Below are 24885 nucleotides of genomic sequence, written 5' to 3' on the forward strand. Positions count from 1 at the left end.
AACACCGCGGGCCCGCCGCCACCGACCCGTACGCCACGGGCCGGTCCGTGGCGGCGGTGTGCGGGACCCTGGCGGACGTCAGGCCCCCGAAGTCCCCGGGCCCCCCTCCTCAGGGCCCTGGGACTCGTCGGGCCGCTCGCCCCGGCCCGTAGCGGGTCCGTCGGCCGGCCCCGCGGCCCCGCCCCTCGCGCCCCCGGCGCCCGTGAACCTGTCGCGCAGCTTCCCTCCCAGGTCCCCCGCGCCTCCGGCGATGTCGCCGACCAGCTTCATCAGCGGGTCCTTGCTGGTGCGCACGGTGTCGGCGTAGTGCGAGGCGGAGTCCCGGAAGGAGTCCGTCACCGAGGTGTCCTTGTCCTCGTCGCGCCGCGGGTAGTGGCCGTCCATGATCCGCTGGAAGTCGCGGGACTCCGACCACTTCTTCAGCTCGGCGGCCCGCACCGTGGTGAACGGGTGGGTCCGAGGCAGCACGTTGAGGATCTTGAGGACGGAGTCGCGCAGATCGCCGCCCTTCTCGTACTCGTCGGCCTGGGCGAGGAAGGCGTCCACGTTCATCTCGTGGAGGTGGTTGCCGCCGGCGATCTTCATCAGGCCGCGCATCGAGGCCTCGATGTCCTGGCCCACCAGCAGCCCGGCACGGTCCGCGGACAGCTCCGACTTGCGGAACCACTCACGCAGCGCCGTCACTATCGCCGTGATCGCCATGTTGCCCAGCGGAATCCAGGCGACCTTCACGGCCAGGTTGGTCAGGAAGAGCAGTATCGTCCGGTACACCGCGTGACCGGAGAGCGCGTGGCCCGCCTCGTGGCCCACCACCGCCCGCATCTCCTCCTCGTCGAGGAGCTCGACCAGGCCCGTGGTGACCACGATGATCGGCTCGTCGAGCCCGATGCACATGGCGTTGGGCTGCGGGTCCTGCTTCACGTACATCGGCGGGACCTTCTCCAGGTCCAGGATGTAACACGCGTCCCGCAGCATGTCGTTGAGGTGGGCGAACTGGGCGTCGCTCACCCGGACGGAGTCGGAGAGGAAGAGCAGCCGCAGGCTGCGCTCCGGAAGCAGCCCGCTGAGGGCCTTGAACACCGTGTCGAACCCGGTCAGCTTGCGCAGGGCCACCAGGGCCGAGCGGTCGGCGGGGTGCTCGTAGGCCCGGGAGGAGATCCCGGGGAACCGCCTGCGCTGCCTGCTCGGCACGCTCTCGTGACTGCTGTCGGTCATGGATGGCCCCCTTTTCGTACGAGACGTCGCTCGTCCCCCGGACAAAAGCCAGCGTATGCGCTGGCGCTACGGTGTGCGGGGGGCTGTGGACAAGTCCGAGGAGCGCCCGAAATGCCGCACACCGCCGTACCGCTCGCCGCCGTGTCCCAGGAGCAGGGCCCGGGGGACACGCTCCGGATCGGGCTGGTCGTCTCGATCCTCGGAGCTGTGCTGCTCGCCTGGTTCCTGCTGCGTGGATACGGCAACGACGATGACAACGACTGAGTCGGCGTGAGCGTGCCCGGGGGCGCCGCATACGATGTGCCCGACGTCTTCCTTCCGACTCACGATCGATAGGTCCTGCCGAAGATGAGCCTCACGAGCACCGCCCACCAGCTGGCCACTCTCGCCTCCGAGGGCGGCGGGGGCGGCAACCACGAAAGCCTCAACCCCTACCTGACCGGCGGTGGCGCTCTCCTCGCGCTGCTCTTCCTGCTGTGGGTCACCACCCGCTTCAACCGCGACCGCTGAGTCCCGGGCGTACAGCTGTGCCAGTAGGCTCTGCACGCATGGGAGAGCAGGAAGTGCCTACCGGCCCCGGCAAGCGCCGACTCGGCGTCATGGGCGGGACATTCGACCCGATCCACCACGGACACCTGGTGGCGGCCAGTGAAGTGGCCGCCCAGTTCCATCTCGACGAGGTCGTCTTCGTCCCGACCGGGCAGCCGTGGCAGAAGAGCCACAAGAGGGTCTCCCCGGCCGAGGACCGCTATCTGATGACGGTCATCGCCACCGCCTCCAACCCGCAGTTCTCCGTCAGCCGCAGCGACATCGACCGTGGCGGACCGACGTACACCATCGATACGCTGAGGGACCTGCGCGCGATCCACGGCGACGCGGACCTCTTCTTCATCACCGGTGCGGACGCGCTGGCCCAGATCCTCACCTGGCGGGACGCGGAGGAGCTCTTCTCCCTCTCCCACTTCATCGGTGTGACTCGCCCGGGCCACGTGCTCACCGACGACGGGCTGCCCGAGGGCGGCGTCTCCCTCGTGGAGGTGCCCGCGCTGGCGATCTCCTCCACGGACTGCCGCGAGAGGGTCGCGCAGGGCGAGCCGGTCTGGTATCTGGTGCCGGACGGTGTGGTCCGCTACATCGACAAGCGCCAGCTGTACCGCGGCGAATGAGCCTCGGAGAGGGGCACCGGTGAACGACCCGCAGAACCCGTACGACCCGTATGGCCAGCAGCCGCAGATCATCGGCTACGACGTCTACGGGCAGCCGGTGTACGAGCAGCAGGGCCGGCGGCATCACGAGCAGCAGGGTCAGTACTACGACCCCTACGCCGCCCAGCAGGCCGCTGACGCCGGTTACGGCTATGACGCGTACGGCCACGCCCAGCAGCAGCCCCAGGCACAGCAGTACGACCCGTACGCGGGTCAGCACCCCAGCCAGGCCCAGCCCGGCCAGGGCGGCGACCAGGGCTACGGGCACGGTGCCTACACCGACTACGGATACGCCTCAGGGCAGCAGCCCACCACGGTCGACACCGGCCACCAGTGGAGCGTCCCGCGTCAGGACGCCGCCCCCGTGCCGGAGCAGGCCCCGCAGCAGACCGGCCGGCACGAAGCCCTCCACTCCGGGACGGCCCACCAGCCGGCCGCCACCCCGTACGAGACCGCGCCGTACGACAGCACCCCGTACGACAGGACCCCGTACGAGAGCGCTCCCTACGGGACCACCTCGTACGAGACCGTCCAGCACCGGCCGGTGCAACAGCAGGACCCCGGGGAGCAGCAGTCGGCGGAACCGGCGGCGGAGCCCGCGGTTCCGGGGCAGCGCAAGCCCGCTGCCGACTACCGCACCGAGCAGTTCTCGTTCATCGAGGAGCCCGACGAGGACTCCGAAGACGTCATCGACTGGCTGAAGTTCACCGAGAGCCGCAGCGAGCGGCGCGAGGAGGCGCGGCGCAAGGGCCGCAACCGGATGATCGCCCTGATTGTCGTCGCCGTTCTCGCGGTGGTCGGCGGGGCCGGCTACCTCTGGGCCGCCGACACGTTCCCCGGTCTCTCCGGAACGGACGAGAAGAAGGCCGTCGCCGCCGGGGCGCAGCAGCGCGACATGATCGTGGTGCACCTGCACGACACCAAGAAGGGCGGCACCTCGACGGCGCTGCTGGTCGACAACGCCACCACCGAGCAGGGGACCACCGTGCTGCTGCCGAACTCCCTGGCGGTCGCCTCCGACGACGGAACCACCACCACGCTCGGCAAGTCCGTCGAGGAGGACGGCAGAACCGGCACCCGAGAGGCGATCGACACGCTCCTGGGCACCCGGATCTCCGGGACCTGGCGTCTGGACACCCCGTTCCTGGAGATCCTCGTCGAGCAGGTCGGCTCCATCGAGATGGACACCGACACCGACGTCCCCGATGCCGCGAAGGGTGCTTCGCCCCTGGTGAACGAGGGCGAGGACCAGACGCTCAGCGGCCCGATGGCCGTCGCGTACGCCACCTACCGCGCGCCGGGCGAAGCCGAGGACAAGCAGCTCATGCGCTTCGGCGAGGTCATGCGGGCCACCCTGCGCAAGATCTCGGAGGACCCCAGGGCGGCGACCGTCACGGTGGAGACGCTGGCCCAGGTGCTCGACCCGTCACTGCCCGAGAAGGACCTCGGGGCCTCGCTCGCCAAGCTGGCCTCACGGGCCAAGATCGGTGACTACGAGACCACGCTGCTGCCGGTCCAGGACGACGGCGCCCTCACGGAGGCGGCTACCCGCGGCGTCGTCAAGGACGTCCTCGGCGGTGCGGTGCACGCCCCCGAAGCGGGCGCGCCCGTCCGGGTCGCGGTCCGCAACGCCACCGGAAACGAGGAGGCCTCGTACGCGGCCAGGGTCCAGCTGATCAACGGCGGCTACGCCTTCGTGAGCGGTGGGAAGGCCGACGCCGCAGCGGCGTCCGTCGTGCTCTACCGGTCCGCGGAGGACAAGGAGAAGGCCGTCGAGGTGGCCAAGACACTGGGGCTGCCCGGCGAGGCCGTGAAGAAGGGCGAGCCGGACGCCAACGCCGACGTGGTGGCGGTTCTCGGCCAGAACTACGAGGTCGAGTAGTCCGGTCGCACCCCGCCGGCCGACGCCCCGCCGACGGCCGGCGAAACGCAGTGAAGCGCTGTCGGCGGTCCGTGAGACCCTAGAGGTCGCATCCGACCGCCGACGAAAGCCTGCATGTGACCGCCACGGACCGCTCCACCGAGCTCATCACCGCCGCCGCTCAGGCGGCCGCCGACCGGCTCGCGCACGACATCATCGCCTACGACGTCAGCGATGTGCTGTCGATCACCGACGCCTTCCTGTTGGCTTCGGCACCCAACGACCGCCAGGTCAAGTCGATCGTCGACGAGATCGAGGAGCGGCTCCAGAAGGAGCTCGGCGCCAAGCCGGTGCGCCGCGAGGGCGACCGCGACGCCCGCTGGATTCTCCTCGACTACGTCGACATCGTCATCCACGTCCAGCACAGCGAGGAGCGCGTCTTCTACGCGCTGGAGCGCCTGTGGAAGGACTGCCCGGAGATCGCCCTCCCCGAGGACGCGGTCAGGACCCGCGGCAAGGCCGAGGAGCACGCCCAGCTCAACGGCGGCACGGAAGGTGACGAGAACTGAACGGCAGCAGCAGCGGCAGGGGCCGCCGAATCGTCCTGTGGAGGCACGGCCAGACGGCGTGGAACCTGGAGCGTCGCTTCCAGGGCTCCACGGACATCGAGCTCACCGAGGCCGGTGTCGGACAGGCCCGCCGGGCCGCCCGGCTGCTCGCCTCCTTGAAGCCGGACGCCATCGTGGCCTCCGACCTACGGCGGGCGGCGGCCACCGCCGCGGAGCTCGCCGGGGTCAGCGGCCTGCCCGTCGCCCACGACGCCGCGCTCCGTGAGACGTACGCCGGCGCCTGGCAGGGGCTGACGCACCAGGAGATCGTCGAGCGCTACGGCGAGCAGTACGCGGCGTGGAAGCGCGGCGAGCCCGTGCGCCGGGGCGGCGGCGAGCTGGAGACCGAGGTCGCCGACCGGGCTGCCCCGGTGGTCCTGGAGCACGCCGAGAAGCTTCCCCCGACCGGCACGCTGGTCGTGGTGAGCCACGGCGGCACGATCAGGACGACGATCGGTCGGCTGCTGGGCCTGGAGGCGCACCACTGGGAAGGGCTCGGCGGGCTGTCCAACTGCTGCTGGTCGGTCCTCGGAGAGGGCGCGCGCGGCTGGCGACTGCTGGAGCACAACGCCGGCACGCTCCCGGAGCCGGTGCTCGGCGACGACGTCTAGCCGCCGCTCGCGGGCCGTTGCGGGCCCGTTCCGGCCGGATTTCACTTTCCGGCAGGTCACAGGCTAAAGTTCTTCTTGTTCGCAGCGCGGAAACGCAGGGAAACACAGCGAACAGCGGGGCTATAGCTCAGTTGGTAGAGCGCCTGCATGGCATGCAGGAGGTCAGGAGTTCAATTCTCCTTAGCTCCACAATCAAGATCCCGTCCCCGCCAGGGGGCGGGATTCTCTGTGTTGTGGACGCGTGGAGGGCGGGCGCCGGCACGGGCGGCGCGCGGGCGGCCCGGCGTCCCGGCGGGCTGACCCTCTTGCGGGGCCATGGCAGAATCGGAGCGCCGGAGGGGCGAGGGACCGATCGGGAGGGAGCGCGATGCCTGTTAGTCGCGGACGGGTCCCCGACCTGCTCCTTGTCCCGGCTCCGCGCCCCGGCTCCGCCACGTCCGAAGATCGATCCCGTTCCGGCCGGCCGTCCTGTGGCCCCTCCCGCGTGGCCCGGGTTCCGGGTGTCCACGGAGGGGCTTCCTGCGTGTGCACGGCCTGCGGCCACAGCTGGAGCTGACTGATGGGTGCCCACAGGCGTAAATGCGACTGGTGCGGCAGCGGCACGCCCATTGTCAGGGACATGGACCCGGTGAACGCGGAGTACCAGTACTGGTGCGAGGAATGCGCGCGGGCGCTGATCATAAAAGGCGACCCCATCGAGACCTACCGGGAGCTGGAGGGGGAGCCGATCTACGGGCGGCTGCTGGAGGAGCACTGCACCCTCAAGCGGTTCTACTCCTTCGCGACCGCCTGACCTGCGCCCGGCGGCCCGGACGTTCTCGGTCCTGGGGATGATCGACGTCCGGGACGATTCAGGCGTAGTGGTGCGAATCGGAATCGATTTGGTGAAGCACCGGGGGGACCGTGTAATGTTCTCGATGTCGCCAAGGGAGACCGGGCGGCACGCAACAAGGGGCTATAGCTCAGTTGGTAGAGCGCCTGCATGGCATGCAGGAGGTCAGGAGTTCAATTCTCCTTAGCTCCACAGTGAGGAAGCGGGCGACCCGGATCGGGTGGCCCGCTTCTTCGTCATCCGGCCGAGGCCGGCTCTTCGTCGCCTGGCCGAGATGTCGGCTCTTCGCCGTCCGGCCGATCGCCGCAGCCGGTGGCCGCGGGTGGAGTCCGCCGCGGGAGAACGCGTTTCCGTCGCCTCCGAGGGGTGCCGCCCGGCCGCTCGCGAGCACACTGTCCGCCCTGTGGCTGCTCCCCGCCCCGCTCCGGACTCGTGCGGTACCCTGACGCCATGCGTGCCGTACGCCTTCTGCTTAGCGAGCCGCGCTGAACAGTCCCGACCGGTGACAACGCCTGGTCGGAGTCAGCGCGGCGTCCCCTCCTGTGCGAGGGGATTTTTCGTTTCCGTAGACGTGTGTCCGTAGACATGTGCTCGTAGGCGGGTGTCCGTGGACCGGGGTCCGTGGACGTGGACGCTGGCAGATGACGATCGATGGAGCTTTGAGGATCATGAGCGAGACGAATTCCGCAGCCGGGACGGTTGCGCCGCACCGCTACACGGCGGCGATGGCCGCCGACATCGAGGCACGCTGGCAGGACTTCTGGGACGCCGAGGGGACGTACGAGGCGCCGAACCCCACCGGCGACCTGGCGGGCGACCCCGAGCTGGCCGCCAGGCCGAAAAAGTTCATCATGGACATGTTCCCGTACCCGTCGGGCGCGGGGCTGCACGTCGGGCACCCGCTGGGCTACATCGCCACCGACGTCTACGCCCGCCACCAGCGGATGACCGGCCACAACGTGCTGCACACCCTGGGCTTCGACGCCTTCGGACTGCCCGCAGAGCAGTACGCCGTGCAGACCGGCACCCACCCCCGGGCCTCCACCGAGGCCAACATGGAGAACATGAAGGCCCAGCTGCGCCGGTTGGGCCTGGGCCACGACAACCGCCGTTCGTTCGCGACGATCGAGGCCGAGTACTACAAGTGGACCCAGTGGATCTTCCTGCAGATCTTCAACTCCTGGTACGACACCGAGGCCGACCGGGCCCGCCCGATCGCCGAGCTGGTCGAGCAGTTCGAGAGCGGGGCGCGCGCGACGCCCGACGGCCGTGAGTGGGGCGCGCTGAGCACGGCGGAGCGCGCCGACCTGCTGGGCGAGTACCGCCTGGCGTACGCCTCCGACGCCCCGGTGAACTGGTCGCCGGGCCTGGGCACCGTGCTGGCCAACGAGGAGGTCACCGCCGACGGCCGTTCCGAGCGCGGCAACTTCCCCGTCTTCAAGGCCAAGCTGCGCCAGTGGAACATGCGCATCACCGCCTATGCCGACCGGCTGCTGAACGACCTGGACGGGCTGGACTGGCCGGAGGCCATCAAGCTGCAGCAGCGCAACTGGATCGGACGCTCCGAGGGCGCCCGGGTCGATTTCCCGGTCGACGGCGCGGGCGGCATCACCGTCTTCACGACCCGCCAGGACACCCTGTTCGGCGCCACCTACATGGTGCTGGCGCCCGAACACGAGATGGTCGAGCGGATCATCCCGGCCGCCTGGCCCGAGGGCACCCACCCGGTGTGGACCGGCGGCCACGCGAGCCCCGCCGAGGCCGTCACCGCCTACCGCAAGCAGGCCGCCGCCAAGTCGGACGTCGAGCGGCAGGCCGAGGCGAAGGACAAGACCGGCGTCTTCACCGGCGCGTACGCGACCAACCCGGTCAGCGGCGAGAAGGTCCCGGTCTTCATCGCCGACTACGTCCTGATGGGCTACGGAACCGGCGCGATCATGGCCGTGCCGGCGCACGACGTACGCGACTTCGCCTTCGCGCGCGCCTTCGAGCTGCCGATGCGCTGCGTCGTCCAGCCGTCGGACGACCGCGGAACCGACCCCTCCACGTGGGACGACGCCTTCAGCTCCTACGACGCGGAGCTGGTCAACTCCGCGAACGAGGAGATCTCGCTGGACGGCCTGGGCGTCGTCGAGGCCAAGGCGAGGGTCACCGCCTGGCTGCGTGAGCGCGGCGTCGGCGAGGGCACCGTCAACTTCCGGCTGCGCGACTGGCTCTTCAGCCGGCAGCGCTACTGGGGCGAGCCCTTCCCGATCGTGTACGACGAGGAGGGCATCGCCCACCCGCTGCCCGAGTCGATGCTGCCGCTGGAGCTGCCGGAGGTCGAGGACTACTCGCCGCGCACCTTCGACCCCGAGGACGCGAGCGCCCAGCCGGAGACCCCGCTGTCGCGCAACGCCGACTGGGTCGACGTCACGCTGGACCTGGGTGACGGCAACGGTCCGCGGAAGTACCGCCGCGAGACCAACACCATGCCGAACTGGGCCGGTTCCTGCTGGTACGAGCTGCGCTACCTGGACCCCCGCAACGACCGCGAGCTGGTGGACCCCGCCATCGAGCAGTACTGGATGGGCCCGCGCGAGGGGCAGCCCACCGGCGGGGTCGACCTGTACGTCGGCGGCGCGGAGCATGCCGTGCTGCACCTGCTGTACGCCCGCTTCTGGACCAAGGTGCTGCACGACCTGGGCCACATCTCGTCGGCCGAGCCGTTCCACAAGCTGTACAACCAGGGCATGATCCAGGCCTTCGTCTACCGCGACAGCCGGGGCATCGCCGTCCCGGCCGCGGAGGTGGAGGAGCGCGACGGCGCCTTCTTCTACCAGGGCGAAAAAGTCAGCCGCGTCCTCGGAAAGATGGGCAAGTCCCTGAAGAACGCGGTCACGCCGGACGAGATCTGTGCGGAGTACGGTGCGGACACGCTGCGCCTGTACGAGATGGCGATGGGCCCCCTGGACGTGTCGCGCCCCTGGGACACCCGGGCAGTGGTCGGCCAGTACCGCCTGCTCCAGCGGCTGTGGCGCAACGTGGTGGACGAGGAGACCGGCGAGGTCACCGTCGTCGACACGGAGCCCGGCGAGGACACCCTGCGTGCCCTGCACAAGGCCGTCGACGGGGTCGGTCAGGACCTGGCGGGGATGCGGTTCAACACCGCCATCGCCAAGATCACCGAGCTGAACAACCACCTGACGAAGTCAGGTGGCCCGCTGTCCCGTTCGGTGGCCGAGCGGCTGGTCCTGCTGATCGCGCCGCTCGCCCCGCACGTGGCCGAGGAGCTGTGGCGGCGGCTGGGCCACACGGAGTCGGTCGTCCACCAGGACTTCCCGGTGGCGGACCCCGCCTACGTCGTGGACGAGACCGTTACCTGCGTCGTCCAGATCAAGGGCAAGGTCCGGGCCCGCCTGGAGACCTCCCCGGCCGTCACGGACGAGGAGCTGGAGGCGCTGGCCCTGGCCGACGAGGCGGTCGTGGCGGCCCTGGGGGGCGCCGAGATCCGCAAGGTGATCGTGCGCGCGCCGAAACTGGTCAACATCGTCCCCGCGTGACGCCGGCGGCCGTCCGACGGCCGCCGCAGATGTTCAGGGCCTTCCCCTACGGGCAGGTTGGGGGTTTGGAAGGAACCCTCGGCCTGCCCGTTGCGTTTACGGTGGAGGGGGAGGCCGGTACCGGCTGCCGCATCAAGACACCGAGGGGCGTTCATGGAAGCCGCGATCACGATCCTGGCGTTGCTCTTCGTCGCGTTCGTCGCGTTGGGTGTCTACGCGACCGTGAAGGCCGTCGGCGCGGCCAAGCGAGGAGTGGACCGCACGATCACGCAGGCCCGCCGCTCCGTGGAGGACACCACGCTGCGGGCCAAGAGCTTCGGCCAGCCGGGCGTCGCCGGTGAGCTCGCCCAGCTCAGGCTGGCCCTGCGGACGTCGATGCGCGCCACGCAGGACGCCCTGCACGCGGGCGTCGCAGAGGACGCCTCGCTCGCCGAGTCGGTGGAGCTCTTCCGACGGCTGAGCGCCCACGGCCTGGAGCTGGACGACGAGCTGAAGCGGCTGGAGCGCGAGCCCGACCGGGCGACGGTCTCCGCGCTGCTGCCCGGCCTGCGTGAGCGCACGCAGCGGATCACCCACTCGGCGGAGTCACTGCGCTGGGCGGCGCGGGACCGGGCGCGGCAGTTCGCCGACGACGACCTGGACGCCCTGAACGCGCAGATCGACATCGAGGCCGGCGCCCTGCGGCACTGGACCGTGGAGGAGTCGCAGACACCGGGTGCGACCGCCTTTCCGGGTTCTGCCGCTGGGCCGTCGTCGGGCCGCGACCCCGGGACGGACTGGTCCCCGCCCGCCTCCGCCGCGACGGAAGGCGACACCGCCGTTGAGGAGGGCCGGACGGGGCCGCCCGCCCAAGAGTCCCCGCAGGCGATCACCGCGGCGGACCCGCGGCAGCGGACGAGCTACCCATGGCAGAAGTCCACCCGGCCGGAAACGACGAACTGACGCCTGCCCACCGGCCCGCCCCGCTCAGTCCTCGCTCCTGTCCCGGAGCCCTGCCTCCTTGCCGCGTTCCCGTCGCACCGGGGCGCTGAGCGCGTCGCCCCCGCCCGACAGGAGGCGCCCAGCAGCGGCCACGCGTGATCAGCGGTCCGGGGCCGGGCCGCCGCACTCCCGCCGCGCCAGGTAACCTCCGGCTCATGTCCCGCCATGTCGCTATCGTCACCGATTCCACGGCCTATCTGCCGCCCTCGACGATGGAACGGCACGGCATCACCGCGGTGCCGCTGACCGTCGTCCTGGGCGATCAGGCGTTGGAGGAGGGCACGGAGATCTCGGCCCGCTCGCTCGCCCTGGCGCTGCAGAAACGCCACTCCGTGACCACGTCCCGCCCCAGCCCCGAGGTCTTCGCCTCGGCCTACCGGGCGGCGGCCGTCGGCGGGGCGGACGCCGTGGTGTCACTGCACCTGTCGGCGGAGTTCTCCGGCACCTACGACGCCGCGCTGATCGCGGCGGCGGAGGCCCCCGTGCCGGTACGCGTGGTGGACACCGGGATGGTCGCCATGGCCCTGGGGTTCTGCGCGCTCGCGGCGGCGGAAGCCGCGGAGGCGGGCGGCGATCCGGACGCGGCGGTGACGGCCGCGGAGAAGAGGGCCGCCGGGACCTCCGCCTATTTCTATGTCGACACTTTGGACTATCTGCGTCGTGGCGGCCGTATCGGCACGGCGCAGGCCCTGCTGGGGTCAGCCCTGGCGGTGAAGCCGATCCTGGAGCTCGACGGGGGCCGGATCGAGCTGTTGGAGAAGGTGCGCACGGCGTCCAAGGCCATCGCCCGGCTGGAGGAGATCGTCGCCGAACGGGCGGGGAACGCGGCGGTGGACATCGCCGTGCACCATCTCGCCGCCCCGGAGCGGGCCGAGCGTCTGGCCGAGCGGCTGAGCCAACGCGTCCGCGGCCTCGTCGACCTCCACGTCAGCGAGGTCGGCGCGGTGATCGGCGCGCATACGGGGCCGGGTCTGCTCGGCGCGGTGATCTCGCTGCGGTGACGCCGGGCCGGGCCGCTGGCGAGGCCGCTCCGGCGGGCCCGCGGTGGCGCGGCCACGGTGAACGCCGCGGTCGGCCATGAGCCCACGGGCCGGCTCCGCGTGGACGGAGCTGCCGGGAGAGCCGCACGAGCAAAGCGTCCAACGAGGCGCTCTTCACTCCGACGAGTGGCCGAGTTATCCACAACTGGCCCGCTCTCCACAGGAATCGTGGCTGCTCAGCGGGTCCGTGCCGATGTGCCTAACGTCATGAGGCATGGCTCTCCGATCCCTTCGGGCCTCTGCTCCCGATGCCCTCTCGGCCCCGTCGCCCGCCCGGCTCCCCCACTCGTCCTCCGCCCCCGCCCCTCTCTCGTCTCCCACACCTTCGCCTTCTTCGCTGGTGCCTTCTTCCACGCTGCCCGGGGACGAGCAGCACGCCGAACCGGGAGCTCCGCCGACCCCTTCGCGGTTCGTGCCTGCCGCGGGGGCAGGCCCCGGTGAGGCGCCTGCGCGTTCGCCGCACCTCGACCGCCCTTCGGCGCACCCGCCGTCGCGGCGGGCGCGGCACGGGGCGGGCGCGCGGCCGAGCGGCCGGGCAGGCGTCCGTCCCGGGACCCGTGCCCGTCCCGGCGGGCAGCGGCCCGCGCGCGGGTGTGCCGCGCTCGTCGCGGCTGCCGCGCGGCACCGGGCGGACGCATTGTTGCTGACGGGTTCCCCCCGGCTCGAAGCGGCAGGGGAGCGGGGGCCTGCTTCCGGGACGGCCCCGGAGCCGGCCCCCGGCCTCCAGGGCGCGCGCTCCGCGCAGGGAGCGGGCGCCGGGGCGGTGGAGCCCGCGAGCGTCGCGGAGGACGTGACCGCGGTGCGGGAGACGAGGGTGGCGGCTGGGGACACGAGTGCGGGAGGGGGAGGCAGCGGCACGGGGAGCCCGGTGGCGGCCGGTGGGCTTTCACGTGTGCGTCGCCTGGTGTCGGGGGCCCGGGAGCGGCTGCCGTGGTGGGTGCGGTCCCGGTGCGGGCTGGCGCCGCGCACGTCGGCGGTGCTGAGCCTGGTGCTGCTCGCAGCCGTGGCCTTCGCCGTGTTCCATTTCTGGTCCGTACGGCCTCAGCCGGTGCACGCTCCGGAAACGGTCGCGGAGAAGGGCGAAGCGGCCGTGTCCGCGCCCCCGCAGGACCCGTTACGTTCTGACGGCACCGCCGCGGCGCCCCTCCCGGCCCCCGGGGCGCCGCAGGAGGCGGCGGCGCCCGGGCAGATCGTCGTCGACGTGAGCGGCAAGGTGCACCGGCCGGGCGTCCGGCGACTGCCGGCGGGCTCACGGGTGGCGGACGCGCTGCGCGCCGCCGGTGGAGTGCGCGACGGCATCGACGTCACGGGGCTCAACCGGGCGCGCGTCCTGATGGACGGGGAACAGGTCCTCGTCGGTCTCCCACCCGGCGAAGCCGTCCACGGACCGGTCGGCGGCGGAGGCGGGCCGGGAGCGGCGGGCACGTCGGGCGGCCCGCCTCCGCCGTCGACACCGTTGCACCTGAACACAGCGACCGGAGAGCAACTCGAAACGCTGCCGGGGGTCGGCCCGGTGCTGGCGCGGCACATCGTCGACTACCGCACGGAGAACGGCGGATTCCGGTCCGTCGAGGAACTTCGGCAGGTCAAGGGCATCGGTGACCGCCGTTTCGCCGATCTGCAACCGCTGGTGCGGCCGTGAACGGCCCCGACGTCCGGCCCGAGCCCCGCGCCCCGGCCCCCGGTGCGGGGACAGGAGCCGGAGGCACGGGCGACCCGGTCGCCCCCGGCGTGACGGCCGCCCCGGGGGGCCCGAGCGGCAGGGGAAGAGCCGGTGGCGGAGGCGGCCAGGGACGGGAGGAGCCGGCGGATCTGCGGTTGGTGGCCCCCGCCCTGGCGGTCTGGGCCGCTGCCGCTTCGGCCCTGGGTCTGCCGGGGCGCTGGGTGGCCTGGGCGGCCGTCACCTGTGCGGTCGCGGCTCTCGTCCTGCTGGCCGCACCGGCCGCTCGTGCTTCCCGCGCCTCTCGCGCCTCTCGGGCGGGAGGGGCCGCCGGGTCCGGGCCGGCTTCGTCGGGCGCGCATCCGCGTGCCGCCGTCACACGGTCCTGGGCGGCGTCCGCGGCGGCCGTACTGCTCTGTGTGTCGGCGGGAGCCGCCGTGGCGGGCCTTCACGGGGCCGATGTGCGGCGCGGGCCCGTCCCCGGCCTGGCGCGGGAGCACGCACGGGTCGACGCCGAAGTACGGGTGACCTCCGACGCCCGCCCGACCCGCCCGGGGGTGCGGGGCGACCACAGCACCCCGGCCCTCCTTCTGATCGCAGCGGACGTCACCGAGGTGGTGAGGCCCGACGGTGCGAGCACCCGGGTCCGGACCCCGGTGCTGCTCATGGTTCCGGCAGGCGGCCACCGGGCGGACTGGCAGAAGCTGTTGCCGTCCACCCGGCTCCGGCTCAGCGGCCGGCTCTCCCCGCCGGCGCACGGGGGCGAACGGCTCGCCGCCGTCCTGAGAGTGGACGGTGACGGCGCCCCCCGGATCACCGGCTCCCCGACCTGGCCCCAGCGCGCGGCCGGAGGGCTGCGCTCCGGGCTGCGGGAGGCCACGGACGGGCTGGACGGGGACGCGCGGGCGCTGCTGCCGGGACTGGTGGTGGGTGACACGTCCAGGGTGTCGCCCGAGCTGCACGACGCGTTCAAGGCGACCGACCTGACCCATCTGCTCTCCGTGTCCGGGGCCAACCTCTCGATCCTGCTCTTCCTCCTCATCGGGCCGCCCGGGAGAGCCCTGAACAGCGAACGGCGCGGACTGGCCCCCCGGCTGGGCGTCTCCCTCCGGGGGACCGCGCTGACCGGGGGCGCGTTGACGCTCGCGTTCGTCGTCGTGTGCCGCCCGGAGCCGAGCGTGCTGCGCGCGGCCGCCTGCGGTCTCATCACCCTTCTCGCCATCGGAACCGGGCGCCGGAGGTCCCTGCTCCCGGCCCTGGCGGCGGCGGTGGTGCTCCTGGTGCTCTACGACCCCTGGCTCGCCCGGAGTTATGGCTTCCTGCTGTCCGTCCTGGCCACCGGCGCCCTGCTGACGCTCGCGCCTCGGTGGAGCACCGCCCTGCGGGCTCGGCGGGTGCCGGCCGGACCGGCCGAGGTGCTGGCCGCCGCGGCCGCCGCGCAGGCCGTGTGCGCGCCCGTGGTGGTGGTGTTGGCGTCACGGGTCAGCCTGGTGGCGATTCCGTGCAACCTGTTGGCGGAGTTCGCGGTGGCGCCCGCGACGGTGCTCGGGTTCGCGGCGCTGGCCGCCGCCCCGGTCGCCATGCCAGTGGCCGAACTGCTGGCCCAGGTCGCGGGCGTGCCCGTCGGATGGATCGCCAAAGTCGCCCGCACGGGGGCCGGTCTGCCCGGCGCACAGGCGCGGTGGCCCGGCGGCTGGCCCGGTGCGGCGCTGCTGGCCGGCCTCACCGTGCCGGCCGTGCTGCTGCTGCCTCGGCTGGCTCGGCGCCCGTCGGCCTGCGCGGTCGCCGGGCTGCTCCTCGTCCTGGCGGTGCTGCGGCCGGTCCCGCTGACCCGGATCATGACCGGATGGCCGCCGCCGGACTGGGCGTTCGTGCTCTGCGACGTCGGGCAGGGCGATGCGATGGTGCTCGCGGCGGGCAAGGGCACGGGAGTGGTCGTCGACGCCGGACCCGACCCCCGCGCGGTGGACCGGTGCCTGCGCGACCTGGGGGTGACCCGCGTCCCCCTCGTGGTCCTCACCCACTTTCACGCCGACCACGTGCGGGGGCTGCCCGGCGTGCTCCGGGGCAGGGCCGTGGGCGCGATCCAGACGACGAGCCTCGAAGAACCGCCCGCACAGGCCGCGTTCGTCCGGCGGACGGCCGCTGCGGCACGGGTCGCGACGGTGCGGGCGGAGCCCGGCGAGCGCCGGCGGACTGGCCCGCTCGCCTGGCAGGTCCTCTGGCCGCGCGACAGCCCGCGCGCAGTGCACGGGGGCGTGGGCGCGGCGGAGCCGCGAGAGCCCAACGACTCCAGTGTCACCCTTCGCGTGCGGGCCGCCGGAGGGCTGACGCTGTTGCTCCTGGGGGACCTGGAACCGCCCGCTCAGCGGGGGTTGCTGCGCAGCCGGGAGGGGCCGGGCCGGGTGGACGTCCTCAAGGTGGCCCACCACGGTTCCGCCTTCCAGGACGCCGGGCTGCTGCACAGCGTACGGCCGAGGCTGGCGCTCATCTCCTGCGGCGCGGACAATCCCTACGGCCATCCCTCGGCCCGTACGGTGAGCGCCCTCAAGGCCGCCGGAGCCCGGGTCCTGCGTACCGACACGGACGGGGCGATCGCGGTCTCCGGCAACGGAAGCGGGCTGCGGGCGGTGGGCCGCTCATGACCGGTCGGCGCCGGCTTCTCCCGCCGCCCCCGGGCGGCGATGTGTGTCAGACCAGCCACGTACCGCCGAGCATCAGGTCGCGGCCCGCCAGTTCGTTGGTCTCGCGCCATGCCCGCACGGTGTGGGGGGCGATGCGCAGATACACCCAGGCGGAGTGGTGGCGAGGGTCCCAGGGGAACTTCGCGGCGAAGGCGTCGCCCGTCGCGGCGGGGAGGTCCGGGCCCTCCACGATCGTCGCGTCGCCCTCGATGAGCACCACGTCACGGGTGAGGCCGAGGGTGATCCTGATCGGGCCGCTCGGGGTGACGTTGACGGCGGTCGGGTTGGTCCGCCGCGTCGCCATCACCAGAGTGCCGTCGTCCCAGAGGAAGGACAACGGCACCAGTGTGGGGACGCCCCCGGGGGAGGCCGTCGCCACCCACGCGTCGTCATCCCGCCGCAGACGGTCCAGGACGTCCCGCTTGCGCTGCTCCGCGCTGCGCGCGGGCTCAGGGGCGGTCATGGCCGCCACACTAGACGGTCTCCGCGGTGGTGGGCCTCGGGCCCCGGTCCCAGGACCGGGGCCCGGAGCGCGGCCGGGCGGACACGGTCCAGACTGGCCCCATGACCTCCTCGCAGCCCCGCCCGCGCTCCAACGCGCAGCCCCTTCCGCTCTCCGGTGCGTCCGGCGCCCCCTCCTCCGTCCCGGAGGGCGTCGCGGGGACCGAGGGCGCCAGGGCCCGCGCCTACCTCGAACGGATCGGTGCGGACCGGCCGGAGCGGGCCGATGCCGAGGCGTTGCGGGAGCTTCAGCGCAGGCACCTTCTCGCCGTGCCGTTCGAGAACCTGTCGATCCACCTCGGCGAGGACATCGTGCTGGAGGAGCAGGCGCTCCAGGAGAAGGTGATCAGTGGGCGAGGCGGCTTCTGCTACGAACTGAACGGCGCGTTCGGCGCGTTGCTCCGTACGCTCGGGTTCCGCGTCAGCCTGCTCCAGGCCCGCGTCTTCGGCGACGGAGGCCGCCTGGGCATCCCGTACGACCACATGGCGCTGCGCGTGGAGACCGAGGACGGCACGGGGCCGTGGCTGGCGGACGTCGGCTTCGGCGACCACGCGCTGCGGCCGCTGGCGCTGGAGGACCGGGCGGAGCAGGAGGACCCCGGGGGCGTGTTCCGGCTCCGGGAGGCGCCGCAGGGGGACCTGGACCTGCTGCGCGACGGCTCACGTCAGTTCCGGCTGGACCTGAGGCCCCGGACGCTGTCGGAGTTCCGGGGCGGAGCCTGGTACCACCGCACCTCGCCGGACTCCCATTTCGCCCGGTCCCTGGTGTGCTCGCGGTGCACGGAGAGCGGTCGGGTGACGCTGAGCGGGCGGGCCCTGATCACCACGGTCGGCGGCGAGCGGCACCGTACGGAACTGGACACGGACGAGGAGGTGCTCGACGCCTACCGGGACCACTTCGGGCTGCGGCCGGCCCGGGTCCCCGGGGTCGGGGCGGCGGGCGCCGGCCCGACCTCGGAGACCGCCCCGAGGAAGTGATCCGCATGAGCGGACCTGTCAGAGGTCCTGAAGTGCGAAGCGCCCCTGGGGGCACGGAGAAGACGTCCGGCCGTTGGCTCGGAAGCAGGAGCCGGGCGGGCACGGGGTGGGGCGGGGCCCTCACCGGGTTCCAGGCGCCCCGCAGCGCGGGGGTGCTCGGCTGCCAGGTGCTGGACCCGGTCGACGAACCGGTCCAGCAGGCCGGGTTCGTCGTCACGGACGGAGCGGGCCGTAAGGCGGTGGGCGGCGGGACCGCCCCCTTCGGCAGGGTGCTGGCCACGGTGCCGGCCGGCGACTGCCGTCCGGCGGTCACGGCCGAGGGCTTCGCCCCGTTCCACGGAGCGGTGACGGTGACCGAGGGGCGTACGCCGGCCTGGGAGACGTGACGCTCCAGACGACGCAGCCTCCGCAGCCGCCCGGCCCGGGGGACCGGGACGTCGAGCCGAACCGGATCGGCTTCACGGCCCGGCACATCGGCCTGACCCGCGTACACGGCCGGTCCGACACGTTCGCCGGGGCCGCTGGGGAGTCGTCGGCACGCGCTGACCCTGCACGGCGACAGCCGCACGGTGACGCTGGACACGCGGTACCTCGGTACCGGCAGCGGGACCGGGGGCGAGGCTCGGGCCGCCTGCCGGGCCGCCACCGGACCGCACCGCGAGGACTTCACCCTCACCTGGCAGACGCTGTCGGCGCGCGGGATCGCCGTGGTGGGCCCAGCATCTCCATCGACCTGGACAATCCAGGCGGCCCCCCGGGGCTGAGCGGGCGACCCGCTACGGGGCCTCCAGCCACCCCTCGTGCTCCGCGGCCAACGCGTCGAGCGAGGCGGCGTCCAGCCGCCCGGCCGGGTCCTCCACGACCACCAGCCACTGAGCGTCCTCGGCGTCGTCCTCGCCGGCCAGGGCGTCCCGTACGAGCTGGGGTTCCTCCGCGACGCCGAAACGGTCGGCCAGCTCGGCGGCCACCTCCTCCGCGGCGTCGCGGTCGGGCAGTACCAGTACATGTCTCACGTCGTCCACCCGCCCATTCTCGGTCACGGGCTCGCACCGCAGGGCGGTGGGCGGTGGGCGTGCTCCGGCTGTCAGCGGCGCGTGGGATGCTGGATCGCGATGGCCACCAGGAAGAATTCCGCCGACGATCCGCTCGCCCCCCTCACGCTTGCCGTGGGCCAGGAGGACCTCCTCCTGGACCGCGCGGTCCAGCAGGTGGTGGCGGCCGCCCGCGCTGCCGACGCCGACACCGACGTACGCGATCTGGCGTCCGACCAGTTGCAGCCCGGCACGCTCGCCGAGCTGACCAGCCCCTCGCTCTTCGCCGAGCGCAAGGTCGTGATCGTGCGCAACGCGCAGGACCTGGCGGCCGACACGGTCAAGGACGTCAAGGCGTATCTGGGCGCGCCGGTCGAGGAGATCACGCTCGTTCTGCTGCACGCGGGCGGAGCCAGGGGCAAGGGGCTGCTGGACGCCGCTCGCAAGGCCGGGGCGCGGGAGGTCGCCTGCCCGAAGACCACCAAGCCCGCCGAGCGGCTCTCCTTCGTACGGTCGGAGTTCCGGACGCACGGACGGTCCGCGACGCCGGAGGCGTGCCAGGCGCTGGTCGACTCCATCGGCAGCGATCTGCGTGAGCTGGCGAGCGCGGTGTCCCAGTTGGTCGCGGACGTCGAAGGCACGATCGACGAGGCGGTCGTCGGGCGCTATTACACGGGACGCGCGGAGGCGTCCTCGTTCACCGTCGCGGACCGGGCGGTGGAGGGCCGGGCGGCCGAGGCCCTGGAGGCGCTGCGGTGGTCCCTGTCCACCGGGGTCGCGCCCGTCCTGATCACCAGCGCCCTGGCACAGGGCGTGCGGGCGATCGGCAAGCTGTCCTCGGCCCGCGGCGGCCGGCCGGCCGATCTGGCCCGGGAGCTGGGCATGCCGCCGTGGAAGATCGACCGGGTGCGGCAGCAGATGCGGGGCTGGACGCCCGACGGGGTCGCGGTGGCCCTGCGGGCCGTGGCGGCGGCCGACGCGGGGGTCAAGGGCGGTGGCGACGACCCGGAGTACGCGTTGGAGAAGGCCGTCGTCACCGTGGCGCGGGCCGCGAGGACGGGGCGCTAGCGGAGAAGTCCGCGCAGGCGCGACGACCACCGGGCCCCCTCCGGCGCGCGGCGCCGGTCGTCGGCCCCCCGGGCACGCGGCGGCCGGGGGCGGGCTCGGACCTCGGCCGTCCGGGCCCGCACGCACAGAAGCCCCAGCAGCTGATCTGGGGAGATCGGCCACCGGAGCTTCCGGATCACACACTGGGTGCGCCGCACCCGCGTGGCGAACGCAGGTTCGGTGTGCGGCGCGGGGTGCCGGTCAGGGACGGGAGAGAGGGCCCGTCGATTCCGTTCCGGCGATCACATCAGTGAACTTCGGGAAGAAGTTCAGGCCTGCAGGGAGGCAACCTTGGACGCCAGCGCCGACTTCTTGTTGGCGGCGGCGTTCTTGTGGATGACACCCTTCGAGACAGCCTTGTCGAGCTGACGGGAAGCGTCGCGGACGGCCGTGGTGGCCTTCTCGACGTCACCGGCAGCGGCGGCCTCGCGGGCCTTGCGGATCGCGGTCTTGAGCGACGACTTGACGGCCTTGTTGCGCAGGCGCGCCTTCTCGTTCGTCTTGTTCCGCTTGACCTGGGACTTGATGTTCGCCACGAATAGAGCCTTTTCAGGTTCGTTGGATCTTCTAGGTGCGCCGCGTCGCCGATGAGAGCCACGAGGCACAGCTGTCCACGGTAGCAGCCACTCTCCGAGCGGCCCAAACCGGTCGCCGCCCCGCGGGCGTGGGACGATGGAGTCTGCGTATCGATCCGACCGAACCGACATCGACCCGAGACACGGCGTTCGGCGTCTCAAGAATCAGGACCCTGCGTGCCCGCGACTCCTTCCAACGTGCCCGAGCCGAGCCGTACCGACCCGGCGCTGATCCGCAACTTCTGCATCATCGCGCACATCGACCACGGCAAGTCGACCCTTGCCGACCGGATGCTCCAGCTGACGGGTGTGGTCGACCAGCGGCAGATGCGCGCTCAGTACCTCGACCGGATGGACATCGAGCGCGAGCGCGGCATCACCATCAAGTCCCAGGCGGTCCGGCTGCCCTGGGCGCCCACCACGGGGGAGGACACGGGCACCGCCCACGTCCTCAACATGATCGACACCCCGGGCCACGTGGACTTCACCTACGAGGTCTCCCGCTCGCTCGCGGCCTGCGAGGGCACGGTCCTGCTGGTCGACGCGGCCCAGGGCATCGAGGCCCAGACCCTGGCCAACCTGTACCTGGCGATGGAGAACGACCTCACCATCGTGCCCGTGCTCAACAAGATCGACCTGCCGGCCGCTCAGCCGGAGAAGTTCTCCGAGGAGCTGGCCAACCTCATCGGCTGCCAGCCGGAGGACGTGCTCAAGGTCTCCGCCAAGACCGGCGTCGGCGTGGACGCGCTGCTCGACCGGGTCGTGCGGGACGTGCCGGCCCCGGTCGGGGACGCGGACGCCGCCGCCCGCGCGATGATCTTCGACTCGGTCTACGACCCGTACCGCGGTGTCGTCACCTACGTCCGTGTCGTCGACGGCCAGCTCAACAAGCGCGAGCGCATCCGGATGATGTCGACCGGCGCCACCCACGAGCTGCTGGAGATCGGGGTGTCCTCCCCGGAGATGACCCCGGCCGACGGCATCGGCGTGGGCGAGGTCGGCTACATCATCACCGGTGTGAAGGACGTGCGGCAGTCCAAGGTCGGTGACACGATCACCTCCCTGCACAAGGGCGCGAGCGAGGCGCTGGGCGGCTACAAGGACCCGAAGCCGATGGTCTTCTCCGGCCTGTATCCGATGGACGGCTCGGACTACCCGGACCTGCGTGAGGCGCTCGACAAGCTTCAGCTCAACGACGCCGCCCTGGTCTACGAGCCGGAGACCTCCGCCGCGCTGGGCTTCGGCTTCCGCGTCGGCTTCCTCGGCCTGCTCCACCTGGACGTGGTCCGCGAGCGGCTGGAGCGCGAGTTCGGCCTCGACCTGATCGCCACCGCCCCCAACGTGGTCTACCGCGTCGACATGGAGGACGGCGCCGAGCACATCGTCACCAACCCGAGCGAGTTCCCCGAGGGCAAGATCGACCGGGTGCACGAGCCGGTGGTCCGCGCCACGGTGCTGGCCCCGAGCGAGTTCATCGGCGCGATCATGGAGCTGTGCCAGGGCCGGCGCGGGACCCTGCTCGGCATGGACTACCTCTCCGAGGACCGGGTCGAGATCCGCTACACCCTGCCGCTGGCCGAGATCGTCTTCGACTTCTTCGACCAGCTGAAGTCCAAGACCCGCGGTTACGCCTCCCTCGACTACGAGCCCACCGGCGAGCAGGCTGCCCAGCTCGTCAAGGTCGACATCTTGCTGCACGGCGACAAGGTGGACGCGTTCTCCGCGGTCACGCACAAGGACAAGGCGTACGCGTACGGCGTCCGGCTCGTCGCCAAGCTCCAGAAGCTCATCCCGCGGCAGAACTTCGAAGTGCCGATCCAGGCCGCCATCGGCTCCCGGGTCATCGCCCGCGAGACCGTCCGCGCCATCCGCAAGGACGTCCTCGCCAAGTGCTACGGCGGTGACATCTCCCGTAAGCGGAAGCTGCTGGAGAAGCAGAAGGAGGGCAAGAAGCGGATGAAGATGGTCGGCAACGTGGAGGTTCCGCAGGACGCCTTCATCTCCGTCCTGTCGACCGACGAGTCGGCCGGGGAGGGCAAGGGCAAGAAGTAGCCCCGCCCGGCCCGGTCCGGAGCAGTCCCAGGGCCCCCACGCCGCAGTACCGTGCGGCGTGGGGGCCCTTTCGTTATGAAAGCGGCGGCCCGTTGCCTCTTACATGGATCGCGAGTGCGCTCTACTCTGATCACGACTCGATGGTTACTGGCGAGTTAAACAAGCCCGTACACGCAGGTCGCGCGAGAGGACCGGCGGAACGGCAGCAGACAGCAGCAGACAGTGGGACGGCAGCAGAGACGCTGTATCGAAGAAGCCGGTCGTAGCAATGCCGCAGGCCCGGAGGACGTCGTGAGCGACACACAGACCTTGATCGATAACCGCCCGCCCTCCGTGGCGGCCATCTTCGTCGACCGCGTGGCGGCGACCCCGGGCGGGGAGGCGTACCGCTATCCGGTGCCGCCGGCCTCGGGGGAGGGGCCGGACGACTGGAAGTCGTTGACCTGGGGCCAGGCCGCCGAGCGGGTGTACGCGATCGCCGCCGGGCTGATCGCTCTCGGCGTGCGGCCGGAGGAGCGGGTCGCCCTCTCCTCCTCCACGCGGGTGGAGTGGATTCTCATCGACCTCGGTGTGATGTGCGCGGGCGCCGCGACCACCACGATCTACCCCTCCACGAACGCGGAGGAGTCCGCGTTCATCCTGGCCGACTCCGAGAGCCGGGTGCTCATCGCGGAGGACGCGGAGCAGCTGGCCAAGGCCCGGGAGAGCCGTGCCGGCCTGCCGGAGCTCGCCCACGTCGTCGTCATCGACCCGGCCGGCGTCGAGCCCGCCGCGGACGACCCGGAGGGCTGGATCATCACCCTCGCGGACCTGGAGGCCCGGGGCGAGGAGCTCCTCGCGCAGAGCCCGGACGCGGTCACGGAGCGGGTCGCCGCCATCACGGCCGACCAGCTGGCCACCCTCATCTACACCTCGGGCACCACCGGCCGCCCCAAGGGCGTACGGCTCCCGCACGACAACTGGTCGTACATGGCCAAGGCCACCGTCGCGACCGGGCTGATCACCGCGGAGGACGTGCAGTACCTCTGGCTGCCGCTGGCCCACGTCTTCGGCAAGGTCCTCACCTCCGGCCAGATCGAGGTCGGCCACGTCACCGCGGTCGACGGCCGCATCGACAAGATCATCGAGAACCTGCCGGTGGTCCAGCCGACCTACATGGCCGCCGTGCCCCGGATCTTCGAGAAGGTCTACAACGGGGTCGCCTCCAAGGCCCGCGCGGGCGGCGGCGCCAAGTACAAGATCTTCCAGTGGGCGGCCGGGGTCGCCCGCGAGTACGCCAAGGTCTCCCAGGACAACTTCCGGCGCACCGGCAGGGCCTCCGTGCCCTTCGCGCTCGGCGCCAAGCACAAGGTCGCCGACGCCCTCGTCTTCGCCAAGATCCGCGAGGCCTTCGGCGGCCGACTGCGCTCCTGCGTATCGGGCTCCGCAGCCCTCGCCCCGGACATCGGCTACTTCTTCGCGGGAGCCGGAGTCCACATCCTGGAGGGCTACGGCCTCACCGAGACCAGCGCCGCGTCCTTCGTCAACCCGGGTGAGGCCTACCGCACCGGCACCGTCGGCAAGCCGCTCCCCGGCACCGAGGTCCGGATCGCGGAGGACGGCGAGATCCTGCTGCGCGGCCCCGGCGTCATGCAGGGCTACCACAAGCTGCCCGACAAGACCGAAGAGGTCCTGGAGTCGGACGGCTGGATGCACACCGGCGACATCGGCGAACTGTCGGCCGACGGGTATCTGCGGATCACCGACCGCAAGAAGGACCTGATCAAGACGTCCGGCGGCAAGTACGTCGCCCCGGCGGAGGTCGAGGGCCGGTTCAAGGCGATCTGCCCGTTCGTCTCGAACATCCTGGTGCACGGCGCGGACCGCAACTTCTGCACCGCGCTCATCGCCCTCGACGGCCCCACCCTCCTGAACTGGGCCGCCGAGCACGGCATGGAGGGCAAGCCGTACGCGGAGGTGGTCGCCGCCCCCCAGACCGTCGAGCTGATCGACGGGTACGTGCAGCGTCTCAACGCGGACCTCCAGCGCTGGCAGACCATCAAGAAGTTCCGTCTGCTGCCGCGCGACCTGGACGTCGAGCACGGTGAGCTGACCCCCAGCCTCAAGCTGAAGCGGCCGGTCGTCGAGCGTGAGTACCGGGGACTCATCGACGAGATGTACGCGGGCTCGCGCGAGGCGTGACACCGGCCCCCTGAAGCCGGGAAGCCCTGCGCGGCCGGCGCAGGGCCCGCGGGCCCTGCGTCCTCCGGCTCACGGTTCATGGCTCGCGGTCCCCGGCCCCGGGGCGCGGCGGACGGGTCCCTCGGGGCCCGGCCGCTCCGTCCCCTCGGTGAATCCGCGCCCTTCCCGCGCGGTCCACTCGTCCGGGTGTTCCGGGTGCCCGGCCGTTCCGCGCGACCGGG

Annotated in this window: 20 protein-coding genes, 2 tRNA genes and 1 pseudogene; 19 read left to right on the forward strand and 4 right to left on the reverse strand. The window is 72.1% G+C overall.

What is annotated here, in order from left to right; translation table 11 throughout:
• Positions 1-78: 78 nt before the first annotated feature.
• On the reverse strand, positions 79-1215 hold the full coding sequence (locus V9U70_RS10455; protein ID WP_336674231.1) for a M48 family metallopeptidase: 1137 nt from the start codon (positions 1213-1215) through the stop codon (positions 79-81).
• A gap of 111 nt (positions 1216-1326) precedes the next feature.
• Between V9U70_RS10455 and V9U70_RS10460 the strand changes: the two genes are divergently transcribed.
• The 14 genes from V9U70_RS10460 (at position 1327) to V9U70_RS10525 (ending at position 16200) form a co-directional block, all read left to right on the forward strand.
• Positions 1327-1479, forward strand: coding sequence for a hypothetical protein (locus V9U70_RS10460; protein WP_336674232.1), 153 nt, complete (start codon positions 1327-1329; stop codon positions 1477-1479).
• Positions 1480-1563: 84 nt separating this feature from the next.
• Positions 1564-1725 carry a hypothetical protein gene (locus tag V9U70_RS10465; protein ID WP_336674233.1) on the forward strand — a complete coding sequence of 54 codons (162 nt, stop codon included), beginning with the start codon at positions 1564-1566 and terminating at the stop codon, positions 1723-1725.
• A gap of 38 nt (positions 1726-1763) precedes the next feature.
• Positions 1764-2381: a nicotinate-nucleotide adenylyltransferase gene (gene nadD / locus V9U70_RS10470; RefSeq protein ID WP_336674234.1), complete on the forward strand. Its 618-nt coding sequence runs from the start codon at positions 1764-1766 to the stop codon at positions 2379-2381.
• 19 nt (positions 2382-2400) lie between these two features.
• Positions 2401-4302 (forward strand): LCP family protein, encoded by a 1902-nt coding sequence (locus V9U70_RS10475; RefSeq protein ID WP_336674235.1) that lies wholly within the window; start codon positions 2401-2403, stop codon positions 4300-4302.
• A gap of 116 nt (positions 4303-4418) precedes the next feature.
• Complete coding sequence (gene rsfS, locus V9U70_RS10480) at positions 4419-4850, forward strand: ribosome silencing factor (RefSeq protein ID WP_336674236.1); 432 nt, start codon at positions 4419-4421, stop codon at positions 4848-4850.
• The gene (locus V9U70_RS10485) at positions 4847-5500 is read left to right on the forward strand and encodes a histidine phosphatase family protein (RefSeq protein WP_336674312.1); all 654 of its coding nucleotides are present in this window, start codon (positions 4847-4849) and stop codon (positions 5498-5500) included. Before rsfS ends, V9U70_RS10485 begins: the two co-directional genes overlap by 4 nt.
• A gap of 116 nt (positions 5501-5616) precedes the next feature.
• Positions 5617-5689 (forward strand) — tRNA-Ala (locus V9U70_RS10490).
• A 370-nt stretch (positions 5690-6059) separates the two neighbouring features.
• Complete coding sequence (locus tag V9U70_RS10495; RefSeq protein WP_003969224.1) at positions 6060-6293, forward strand: hypothetical protein; 234 nt, start codon at positions 6060-6062, stop codon at positions 6291-6293.
• A 158-nt stretch (positions 6294-6451) separates the two neighbouring features.
• A tRNA-Ala gene (locus V9U70_RS10500) sits at positions 6452-6524 on the forward strand.
• A 476-nt stretch (positions 6525-7000) separates the two neighbouring features.
• Positions 7001-9874, forward strand: coding sequence for a leucine--tRNA ligase (gene leuS, locus V9U70_RS10505; protein ID WP_336674237.1), 2874 nt, complete (start codon positions 7001-7003; stop codon positions 9872-9874).
• A gap of 153 nt (positions 9875-10027) precedes the next feature.
• Positions 10028-10816 carry a hypothetical protein gene (locus V9U70_RS10510; protein WP_336674238.1) on the forward strand — a complete coding sequence of 263 codons (789 nt, stop codon included), beginning with the start codon at positions 10028-10030 and terminating at the stop codon, positions 10814-10816.
• 194 nt (positions 10817-11010) lie between these two features.
• Positions 11011-11856 carry a DegV family protein gene (locus V9U70_RS10515; RefSeq protein ID WP_336674239.1) on the forward strand — a complete coding sequence of 282 codons (846 nt, stop codon included), beginning with the start codon at positions 11011-11013 and terminating at the stop codon, positions 11854-11856.
• Positions 11857-12787: 931 nt separating this feature from the next.
• Complete coding sequence (locus V9U70_RS10520) at positions 12788-13537, forward strand: ComEA family DNA-binding protein (protein ID WP_336674240.1); 750 nt, start codon at positions 12788-12790, stop codon at positions 13535-13537.
• A gap of 89 nt (positions 13538-13626) precedes the next feature.
• Positions 13627-16200 carry a ComEC/Rec2 family competence protein gene (locus V9U70_RS10525; protein WP_419723964.1) on the forward strand — a complete coding sequence of 858 codons (2574 nt, stop codon included), beginning with the start codon at positions 13627-13629 and terminating at the stop codon, positions 16198-16200.
• 46 nt (positions 16201-16246) lie between these two features.
• Here V9U70_RS10525 and V9U70_RS10530 read toward each other — a convergent pair whose 3' ends face one another.
• Positions 16247-16702, reverse strand: coding sequence for a pyridoxamine 5'-phosphate oxidase family protein (locus V9U70_RS10530; RefSeq protein WP_336674241.1), 456 nt, complete (start codon positions 16700-16702; stop codon positions 16247-16249).
• Positions 16703-16803: 101 nt separating this feature from the next.
• Here V9U70_RS10530 and V9U70_RS10535 point away from each other — a divergent pair, with 101 nt between their 5' ends.
• Complete coding sequence (locus tag V9U70_RS10535; RefSeq protein ID WP_336674242.1) at positions 16804-17718, forward strand: arylamine N-acetyltransferase family protein; 915 nt, start codon at positions 16804-16806, stop codon at positions 17716-17718.
• A gap of 152 nt (positions 17719-17870) precedes the next feature.
• Positions 17871-18482: pseudogene (locus V9U70_RS10540) on the forward strand (YceI family protein).
• A gap of 12 nt (positions 18483-18494) precedes the next feature.
• Here the strand turns inward: V9U70_RS10540 and V9U70_RS10545 are convergent.
• Positions 18495-18740, reverse strand: coding sequence for a hypothetical protein (locus V9U70_RS10545; RefSeq protein WP_336674243.1), 246 nt, complete (start codon positions 18738-18740; stop codon positions 18495-18497).
• A 90-nt stretch (positions 18741-18830) separates the two neighbouring features.
• Here V9U70_RS10545 and holA point away from each other — a divergent pair, with 90 nt between their 5' ends.
• Positions 18831-19817 (forward strand): DNA polymerase III subunit delta, encoded by a 987-nt coding sequence (holA, locus tag V9U70_RS10550; protein WP_336674244.1) that lies wholly within the window; start codon positions 18831-18833, stop codon positions 19815-19817.
• Positions 19818-20125: 308 nt separating this feature from the next.
• Here the strand turns inward: holA and rpsT are convergent, their stop codons facing one another.
• Positions 20126-20392, reverse strand: a complete 267-nt coding sequence (rpsT, locus tag V9U70_RS10555; RefSeq protein WP_336674245.1) for a 30S ribosomal protein S20 — start codon at positions 20390-20392, stop codon at positions 20126-20128.
• 216 nt (positions 20393-20608) lie between these two features.
• Between rpsT and lepA the strand changes: the two genes are divergently transcribed.
• Entirely contained in the window at positions 20609-22483 is a 1875-nt protein-coding gene (lepA, locus tag V9U70_RS10560) for a translation elongation factor 4 (RefSeq protein WP_336674246.1), read from the forward strand.
• A 291-nt stretch (positions 22484-22774) separates the two neighbouring features.
• Positions 22775-24664 (forward strand): AMP-dependent synthetase/ligase, encoded by a 1890-nt coding sequence (locus V9U70_RS10565; RefSeq protein WP_336674247.1) that lies wholly within the window; start codon positions 22775-22777, stop codon positions 24662-24664.
• Positions 24665-24885: the final 221 nt, after the last annotated feature.

This window comes from Streptomyces pratensis (assembly GCF_037137275.1).
GTDB classification, from domain to species: Bacteria; Actinomycetota; Actinomycetes; order Streptomycetales; family Streptomycetaceae; genus Streptomyces; species Streptomyces pratensis_B.